This is a genomic window from Mycobacterium asiaticum (genome assembly GCF_001668675.1).
Taxonomy (GTDB): domain Bacteria; phylum Actinomycetota; class Actinomycetes; order Mycobacteriales; family Mycobacteriaceae; genus Mycobacterium; species Mycobacterium asiaticum_D.
In genome coordinates this window covers 1-8535 of the sequence record NZ_LZKQ01000242.1, presented here as the reverse complement: position 1 = coordinate 8535, position 8535 = coordinate 1, and the positions used below count along the sequence as shown (strand labels likewise).

At 64.3% G+C, this 8535-nt stretch carries 7 protein-coding genes and 1 pseudogene; 4 read left to right on the top strand and 4 right to left on the bottom strand.

The features are described from left to right. Positions 1 to 308: pseudogene (locus tag A9X01_RS29410) on the bottom strand (dihydrodipicolinate reductase); the annotation flags it as partial. Positions 309 to 460: 152 nt separating this feature from the next. Here A9X01_RS29410 and A9X01_RS21085 point away from each other — a divergent pair. Continuing rightward, positions 461 to 1522 carry an NAD(P)H-dependent amine dehydrogenase family protein gene (locus tag A9X01_RS21085; protein ID WP_065122614.1) on the top strand — a complete coding sequence of 354 codons (1062 nt, stop codon included), beginning with the start codon at positions 461 to 463 and terminating at the stop codon, positions 1520 to 1522. 33 nt (positions 1523 to 1555) lie between these two features. Here A9X01_RS21085 and A9X01_RS21080 read toward each other — a convergent pair whose 3' ends face one another. Beyond that, a complete protein-coding gene (locus tag A9X01_RS21080; RefSeq protein WP_366663721.1) occupies positions 1556 to 2458 on the bottom strand; it encodes an SDR family oxidoreductase in 903 nt (300 codons plus the stop codon). Between the two features lie 84 nt (positions 2459 to 2542). On the opposite strand from A9X01_RS21080, the gene A9X01_RS21075 reads away from it, so the two are divergent. Next, the gene (locus A9X01_RS21075; RefSeq protein ID WP_065122616.1) at positions 2543 to 3538 is read left to right on the top strand and encodes an LLM class flavin-dependent oxidoreductase; all 996 of its coding nucleotides are present in this window, start codon (positions 2543 to 2545) and stop codon (positions 3536 to 3538) included. After that, positions 3535 to 4722, top strand: a complete 1188-nt coding sequence (locus A9X01_RS21070; protein WP_065122612.1) for a cytochrome P450 — start codon at positions 3535 to 3537, stop codon at positions 4720 to 4722. The genes A9X01_RS21075 and A9X01_RS21070 overlap by 4 nt, the downstream gene beginning before the upstream one ends. Positions 4723 to 4744: 22 nt before the next feature. Here A9X01_RS21070 and A9X01_RS21065 read toward each other — a convergent pair whose 3' ends face one another. Both A9X01_RS21065 and A9X01_RS21060 read right to left on the bottom strand, forming a co-directional pair. Continuing rightward, the gene (locus A9X01_RS21065) at positions 4745 to 5731 is read right to left on the bottom strand and encodes an alpha/beta fold hydrolase (protein WP_065122611.1); all 987 of its coding nucleotides are present in this window, start codon (positions 5729 to 5731) and stop codon (positions 4745 to 4747) included. 35 nt (positions 5732 to 5766) lie between these two features. After that, the gene (locus tag A9X01_RS21060; protein WP_065122610.1) at positions 5767 to 7086 is read right to left on the bottom strand and encodes a M23 family metallopeptidase; all 1320 of its coding nucleotides are present in this window, start codon (positions 7084 to 7086) and stop codon (positions 5767 to 5769) included. A 221-nt stretch (positions 7087 to 7307) separates the two neighbouring features. Between A9X01_RS21060 and A9X01_RS21055 the strand changes: the two genes are divergently transcribed. Beyond that, on the top strand, positions 7308 to 8321 hold the full coding sequence (locus A9X01_RS21055; RefSeq protein ID WP_155772201.1) for a phosphorylase family protein: 1014 nt from the start codon (positions 7308 to 7310) through the stop codon (positions 8319 to 8321). Positions 8322 to 8535: the final 214 nt, after the last annotated feature.

Here is an 8535-nt window from a genome sequence, read left to right as displayed (position 1 = left end):
ACGTTGATGCCGGCTTCCAGCAACTTCACGTAGTCCGGGATCGCCAGGGCGTCGCGCTCGGGCCCGCTGGCGGCATAGATGATGCAGTCGGGTTTCAGCGCGATGAGGGCATCGGCGTCGGTGGTGGCGGCAACGCCGATCGGATCGCCACCGGCCAGTTCGCCGGCGTCCCGGCCGTCCTTGTCCGCGGAATGCACCCAAACCCCAACAAGATCCAGGTTTGGGCGCCGTTGGATCGCGCGAATGGCTATCGACCCGATGCCTCCCGTCGCCCAAACCACTACGCGGTGACTTGCCGGGTTGGCCATCCGGGCCCCCTTGCTGAACTGTGATACCGAATATTTGATCCGCAAGCTAACAGTCGGCGCGATGACGGGTCAAGGGTTGCAGGATGTTCTGTGCCGGGCTGGCCGAGCGTCTCGAACAAACGTTAGGTTAGAGCGGACGTGAGGAGACGGTTATGCGGGTCGTGGTGTGGTCGACCGGGGGAGTCGGATCGATTGCGATCGACGCTATGCGGCGCCGCCCGGACCTGGAACTCGTTGGGGTTTGGGTACATTCGACGGACAAGGTGGGGCGGGACGCGGGCGAGTTGGCCGGCGGTGCGCCTTTGGGGTTGGCGGCCACCGGCGACGCGGACGCGCTGATTGCCTTGAAACCGGATTGTGTGGTGTATGCCGCCAGCGGCCCCGACCGCGACGGCGCCGCCGTGCCCGATTATGTGCGCCTGCTCTCGGCCGGGATCAACGTCGTTTCGACGTCCTCGACGAGCCTGGTGTACCCGCCGTCCTATTTCGCCCCGGACTGGCTTGATCAACTCGAAGCGGCGGCGCGGGACGGTGGGGCGTCGTTGTACGTGTCGGGCATTTTTCCCGGTTTCGCCTCTGACGAGATGGCGCTGCTGATGACCACGCAGTCGAAAAGCATCCGCACGATCACCGTCAGCGAGGTGGCCCTCAACGACCACTATCCGGTGGCCGACGTGATGATGGACGGCATGGGGTTCGGTCGCCCGCTGGATTTCGAGCCGATGCTCAAGACGCCTGGGTTCATTGAAATGGCCTGGAAGGCATCGCTTTGCCTGATCGCCAGCGGGTTGGGCGTGGAGATCGAGGAGGTGCGGGGCACGCTGGATCGTGAGTTGACCGACCGCGACATCGAAGTGGCTTTCGGCACGATTCCCGCCGGCACCTGCGGGGCGGTACGAACTCGGGCGGCCGGGGTGGTCAACGGCCGCGAAGCGATCGTGGTCGAGCACGTGATCCGGATGGCGCGCGACGTCGCACCGGACTGGCCCACGTCCGACTGCGACGCGACTTACCGGGTCGACATCGAGGGTGACCCGGACATTCACTGCGTGCTGACGTTGGGTGCGGCGGAGGGGCACGGCGCCGGACGCGCGGCGATGGCCGCCACCGCCATGCGGGTGGTGAATGCGATCCCGTATGTTGTCGAGGCGCCGGCGGGATTGCTGAGTTCGTTGGATTTGCCGACGACCTTGCCGCGCTTCGCTTTTGAGTAGTGGGGGCGCGCGTGGGCCCCGCGGCTCGCGCCCTTAGGCGAGCTGGACTCGGCCGGTGATCAGGTCCATGATCGGCTTGCCCGGGGCGTAGGACCCGGTGATCGACGCCATGGCGTGACCCTGGTCGACGTTGAGGGTGATGCCGTTGACCGATGCCGCGGCGTCACTGTTCAGCATGATCATCGCCTTGCCAATGTCCTCGGGCGTCAGGGTTTGGCTGCCGGTGTCGTCGCGGTAATCCTGGGCGAAGGTCAGCCACAGGTCAGCGTTGGCCCGGGCCAGCGGCGTGTCGGTCGGGCCTGGGCAGACGGCGTTGATGCGCACGCCCTTCTTCTGGAAGGGATATCCCTGCCAGGCGACGTAGCCGTTGATCGCCTTCTTGCTGAACCCGTAGTGGATGATGCCCTGCGCCTCGCGCTCCTGGCACCAGTCGTGTGCCGACTTGTAGTCCGGCGTGGCCAGGAAGTCCTGCACGAGTTCCAGGTCGTTCTCCCAGCCCATGCCGGCCACCGACGAGATGAAGCAGATGGCAGCACCGCGCTGCAGCAGGTCCTTGGCGAACAGCCGCTCGATCAAGTGCCGGTGCCCGATGAAGTTGACCCGCATCAACTTTGGTCCGTCCGCCACACCGGCGGCGGAGAACAGTTTGTCAACCTGCCCGTCGAGTTCGTCGACCGCGCGGTCGATCGAATCCTGATCGCTGAGGTCCAGCGAGATCGCCCGGTCGACCTCGAAGTCCACCGCCGCATAGTCCATGACCGTGACATGAGCACCGAGAGACTTCGCGAGCTGCGCCGCCGCGGCACCCATACCGGTCGCGCCGCCGACCACCAGAACACGCTTTCCCTGGTAACCCAACAAGTCTGACGCCGTTGTCATCTCATCCCCTTTTTCCCTGGTGGTTCGTGCACCGACGTTACAGTATCCGGACCAGATGTAAGTTACAAACCCGCGGTTGACCTCTGTTGCGGGTCCCACGTAGCGTACGTGAGACAAATATTAGGTCTGCTAGGAGTGGCCTTGTACACGCTGCGGTTCGACATGCGGGCCCCGGCCTTTGGCGGTGACCCGGCGGAGCTGTATGCCGCAGTGCCGGACATGTGCGCGTGGGGTGAAACCCATGGCTGCCTGGCCGCGGTGCTGTGTGAACACCATGGATCCGACGACGGTTACCTGCCCTCGCCGCTGTTAGTCGCATCGGCGATCGCATCGCGCACCGAGCGGCTGGCGCTGACGCTGATCCTGATCTTGCCGTTCTACGACGCGGTCCGGCTGGCCGAGGACATCGCCGTGCTCGACATCGTCAGCCGCGGCCGGGCGTCCTACATCATGGCGCTGGGATATCGGCCCGAGGAATACGAGATGTTCGGGCTGGGCCTGGGCGACCGCGGCCGATTGGCGGACGAAAAGCTGGGGATGCTGCGCCGGTTGCTTGCCGGGGAGACCGTGGTGCAGGACGGGCGGCGAATCAAGGTGACGCCGCAACCGCTCACCCCGGGCGGCCCCGGGATGATGTGGGGCGGCGGGAGCGTGGCGGCCGCCCGGCGGGCGGGCCGCTACGGGCTGGGCATGCTGGCGAACGGACATGTCGAGGGCATGCGCGAGGCCTACGAGTCGGCGTGCCGCAAGCACGGCCACGAGCCGGGGCCGGCGTTCTTCCCCGACCGAAACACGCCCTCGGTGACTTTCGTCGCCGATGACGTTGACCGGGCCTGGTCGGAGCTCGGCGAGTACCTGCTGCACGACGTTCGTACCTACGCCGCCTGGAATCCCGGTAACGAGACCTCGGCGGGCTTTTCGCATGTCTCGACCATCGACGAGCTGCGCGAAACCGGAAAATCGCACGTGATCATCACGGTGGAGCAGGCGATTTCCTGGGTTCGCGCCGGAAAGGTGTTGACCCTGTCGCCGTTATGCGGCGGTGTGCCGCCCGAAGTGGCGTGGCCATATCTGAAGAGGGTGGGTGAGGTCGTCCTGCCCGAGGCCGCCCGCCCGGTAGCCGCGGAGAGTGCATGACATCTACCGAGATTTATTACGACCCCTTTGATTTCGACATCGATGACGATCCGTACCCGATCTGGAAGCGGATGCGCGATGAGACTCCGCTGTATTACAACCCCAAGTACAACTTCTATGCGCTGAGCCGGTACGAGGACGTCGCCCCTGAGCTGACCAACTGGGAGACCTACCGCTCCGGCCGCGGCACCACCATGGACATCATCATGAGCGGGGTCAAGGTGCCACCCGGGGTGATCTTGTTCGAGGATCCACCGTTGCATGATCTGCACCGACGTTTGCTGTCAAGGGTTTTCACGCCGCGGCGGATGGAGGCGATCGAACCGCTCACCCGGGACTTCTGCGTTCGTGCGCTCGACCCGCTGGTGGGCTCGGGGCGTTTCGACTTCATCGAAAACCTCGGCGCGATGATCCCGATGCGCACCATCGGTTATCTGCTGGGCATCCCCGAAGACAGCCAGGCCAACATTAGGGACCGCGGCGGAAAGGCAATCAACCTTCGCGAGGGGACTTTCCGGGCGGTCGACGAGGATCTGTTCGAGAAGAGCTACGAGGTCTTTGCCGAGTACATCGACTGGCGCATGGACCACCCGTCCGACGATCTGATGACGCAACTGCTCAACGCCGAGGTCGAGGAGAACGGTGTCACCCGGCGGTTGGAGCGGACCGAGGTGCTGATGTACACCAGCATGATCGCCGGCGCCGGTAACGAGACGACCACCCGCCTGATCGGTTTCATCGGTCAGCTGCTCGCCGAGCATCCGGACCAGCGCCGCGAGCTCGTTGCGAATCCTGCGCTGATCCCGATGGCGATTGAGGAGGTGTTGCGGTACGAGGCGCCGTCGCCGGTGCAGGCCCGGTATGTGGCCCATGACGTGGAAAGCCATGGCACCGTGATCCCCGAGAGGTCGATCATGTTGCTGCTCAACGGATCCGCAAACCGTGACGAGCGCAAGTTCGTCGACGGTGAGCGGTTCGACATCCATCGGGGCGGTGGTCATCTCAGCTTCGGGCATGGCCTGCACTTCTGTTTGGGTTCGGCGCTGGCGCGCATGCAGGCGCGGGTGGCGCTGGAAGAGGTCCTGAAGCGCTGGCCGGAGTGGGAAGTCGACTACGCCAACGCCAGCAAGGCGCACACCAGCAGCGTGCGGGGATGGGCCAAGCTACCCGTCATCACCGGATGAAGTACTGAGCAGCCAGGCCGGGCTATCCGAGCTGGTCGACCAACACCGCGCCCTCGGGTCGGTTACCGAGGGTCTGCAGTTGCAGCGCAATGCTTTCGGCCTGCGCGGTGAGCCGCAGCACCTGGGCCAGTTCTCCGGGGGCATCGCACTGCAGGTAGTGGTCGGCGGTCGGCATGACCCAGTAGCGGCTTCGGCCGGGCATGTTCCGCAGATACTTCTGCCAGACGTGATTCGCCACCCGCAGTGGTGCGACGGTGTCGTGCACGCCCCAGACCAGGCTGACGTTGACGTGCAGTTTGGCTAGTGCCTCCAGCCAACGCTTTTCGTCGGCGGCGCGCTCGTGCAGATACTGGATGGTGTCGGGCAGCACGCGCATTCCGTCGTTGTAGGTGAAACACTTGGCCAGCGCGGCGATTTCGGGATGCTCGAGAGTGCGGCGCGGCATGAAGGTGGTGTACCCCAGACCGGCGGCCAACATTTCGGGTGTGGTCTCCGCGGCCGTGGCCCGGCCGGTCGCGCTGTCGAGCAGCGCGGTCTGGAATGCGGTCAGGTTGGACAGCGGCAGGTAGATGTTGGCGTTGGTGATGATGAGGTCGATCGGCAGCGCCGACTTCTCCGCCAGCAGACCCAGCGCGATCATGCCGACGCTGCTGCCGCGATCGTGGGTGATCATGCGGAAGTCGGTCAGGTTCCACACCTCGGTGATGGCATGGACGAGCAGGCGCGCGTCATCGTAGAGCGAATAGACGTAGGGCTGGGGCGGTTTGTCGGACACGCCGTAGCCGGGGAAGTCCAGGGCGAAGATCTCGAACTCCTCGCTGAGTTCGCGGGCCAGCGGGTAGTAGTCGATGCTGGAGGTGGGGAAGCCGTGCACGCAGACGAGCGGGGGTGCACCGGGTGTTCCGTAGCGCCGAAGGAAAACCGTGACCTCTTGCCTTTCATTGGCCTCAGTGGTGGATCGCCACTGCAATTCCGTTCCGCCGCTGTTCCATTCCACAAAAACGTCCATGGTGTTGGCCTTTCTGGGCTAGGTGAGCGGGAAGGTCACGGGAACGTCACGAGGGCCAGCAGCAAGGGCAACTGGTTTCCCTTGAGTTGAGGAGTGGCCAGCACCTCGGGTCCGAAAAATGACCCGCTGAGGTAGTTGTCGGCGTTCCACACCTGTTTCGCATTGACCTGTCCTTGATAACTGAAACCTTCCATCACGTAGGGCAGGCCGTCGGCCTCCAGCAGCGACGGGCCGCTCATCAACTGAAAATGCAGGTGCGGGGCGTTGGAGTTGCCGGTGTTGCCCAATTTGGCGATCTGTTGGCCCTTCTTGACCCTGTCGCCGGGCTTGACCAGCAGTGAACCCTGGATGAAGTGGGCGTACATGGCGTACACACCGTCGCCGATGTCCATGATGATGTGGTTTCCGTCAACGTTTTCCACGGTCAGCTTGGCGGCCAGAGCCGGCTCGGATGCGGGCAGGATGCCCGGCACGTTGGCCTCGACGTTGTCGAGCGTGGAGACGACGGTGCCGTCGGCGACCGCGTACACCGGCGTTCCGTAGCTGACGAAGCTCTCGTTCTTGGTCCGGTCACCGTCGTAGAACTTGCCCTGGTCGTTCATCCGCATCCAGTCGATGGCGAAGCGCTGACTGTTGTTGAGTTTCATGTTCACCGGCAGGATGGCGTCGCGGTGTGCCCAGCCCGGATCGCAGCATCCGTTGAAGGCGACCCAGTTGTTGCCCCGCAACGGGGAAGCGATGAGCCGCGGCATGCCGGCCGAGATGTCGAGTGGCGCGCCCAGGGTGTCGATGGGGCTGGGCTGGCTGGATGCGCCCGGATTGGTGACGCCGGTACCGTGCAGTCGAAGCATCACGGCTTTGGGAAAATCCGACAGGTTGTCCAACCGGAAATCGATGAGCAGTGAGCGCGCTGATTGCGGCGGGATGGTGACATCGGGTGCGGGCGCGGCCGGTACCAGTCGCAGCCGGTTGCAGTTGCCGTAGTTGCAGGCGGGATCGACCAGTGCCGGCCCGGTGAACGTGGCCAGCACCTTGTTGGGGTCCCGGGCGTCGACGACGTCCACACCGGTGAGGGTGGCGGGTGCGGCGGTCGAGTTGGTGACCTGCACGTCGAAGGCCAGATGGTACTTGTCGTCGGTGCCCGGGAAGGGAAAGGTCGCCCGGCTGATCGGGTTTACGGTCAACGGGGTGAACGCGTCCGGGACCGTGATCCCGGCGAGCGGGTTCGCGGGGGGACTTGCGGTGCCACCGGGTTGCTTCGGCGTCGATGTGCAGGCGGCGGTGGTGAGCAGGATTCCAAGGAGCGCCAGACTTTTCCGGCGAATTGCTTGGTGTCGCCGTTGCCGCTTCGCCATATACAGTCCCTCCCTTGTCAGCCCGGCTGAGCATAGTATCCCGAGCCGCAAACGGATCACGACATGAAATCGCAAAGCAAAAATAACGATAACGAATCTCCAAGCCACCACGGTGTCGCGCGAAAATCATGCGCAGGCAAGTTGCGGCCGACTTCAGCCACGGAAGAAAAACGAATTCTGAGACTCATGAATGGTGATACCGGTGCAGGGATAGAGGGATCGTGCTCAAACGGTTCCGTGCTGCACTCGTCGTGGTGGCCGCTTCGTGCCTGGGCGGCGGCTTGGCCGTGGCGGACCCCGGAGGCGTCGCGAGCGTGATGCCGGCCGCATGCGAACAGCGGACCCTGGTGCTGACCGCGTTTCCCGCCGAAGCCGACGCCGTGCTGGCGCACACCATGCTTGATGCGAATCCCGTTGGGGTGTACGACAACCAGTATTATTACCGCGGCTCGATCGCCGGTAAGAAGGTGGTCGTCGCGATGACGGGTATCGGCATGGTGAACGCGACACGCGTCACCGAGGCCGCGTTGAATCGCTTTACGTGTGCTTCGTCCGACATTGCCATTGGGGGAGTGGTCTTTTCGGGCGTGGCCGGAGGCGCCGGCCGTACCAGCATCGGCGATGTCGCCGTGCCGGCCAGGTGGACCGTCGACAACGGCGCGACCTTCGCGGAAGTCGATCCCGGCATGCTGGCCGCGGCGCAAACGCTCGCTGTCAACCTCAGTGGCGTCAACAATCTCGGGAACCCGATGTGCTTGTGCCGTCACGTGCCGACGGTCAAGCTGATCGATCTCAGACGCCAACCGCAGTTGTTCGTTGGCGGTGACGGGTACAGCCATGATTCCAATAACGGCCAGGCATTTCCGTGTGTGCCCAACAGCGGAGATGTGTTCGGGTGCCAACCGTGCAGCGCACCCGGCCGATCGCTGCTGTATACCGGAAACTTTTTTCAGGCGATTGGTCCGTGGCTGGCCAAGGGGTTACTCAGCAACCTGAACATTCAGACGGCGGAGAACCCGGCCTTCGACGCTGTCGATCAGGAGACCGGCGCCGCTCTGGCGGTTGCGGTGGCACACGGGGTGCCGTTCCTCGGCATCCGGGGCATGTCGGACGGGCCCGGAGATCCGCTGGGATTACCGGGTTTTCCGTTTCAGTTCTTTTTTTACAAGCAAATCGCCGTGGAGAACGCCGCGCGGGTGGTTGAGGCGTTCCTGGGGAACTGGGCTGGTGCGTGATGGGCGGGGGGAGCTCCGGGGTGTCCCTGGGAGCCCAGGTGCGTCCGTGGGAGCCCAGGGGAGCCCAGGGGAGCCCAGGGGAGCCCAGGGGAGCCCAGGGGAGCCCAGGGGACTATGTGCGTCGTTGCCCGGCTTGGAGCGACAATGTCGCTGAAAGTTGTTTAGCCGCAGCAACTGTCGATGGTTTGTCGCTGCAAGCCGGGCAAAGGTCACT

Excerpts from the sequence above, each read along its gene's own strand:
- A9X01_RS21070 (WP_065122612.1), top strand. The coding sequence starts at position 3,535 with ATGACATCTACCGAGATTTATTACGACCCCTTTGATTTCGACATCGAT.
- A9X01_RS21065 (WP_065122611.1), bottom strand. The coding sequence starts at position 5,731 with ATGGACGTTTTTGTGGAATGGAACAGCGGCGGAACGGAATTGCAGTGG.
- A9X01_RS21060 (WP_065122610.1), bottom strand. The coding sequence starts at position 7,086 with ATGGCGAAGCGGCAACGGCGACACCAAGCAATTCGCCGGAAAAGTCTG.
- A9X01_RS21085 (WP_065122614.1), top strand. The coding sequence starts at position 461 with ATGCGGGTCGTGGTGTGGTCGACCGGGGGAGTCGGATCGATTGCGATC.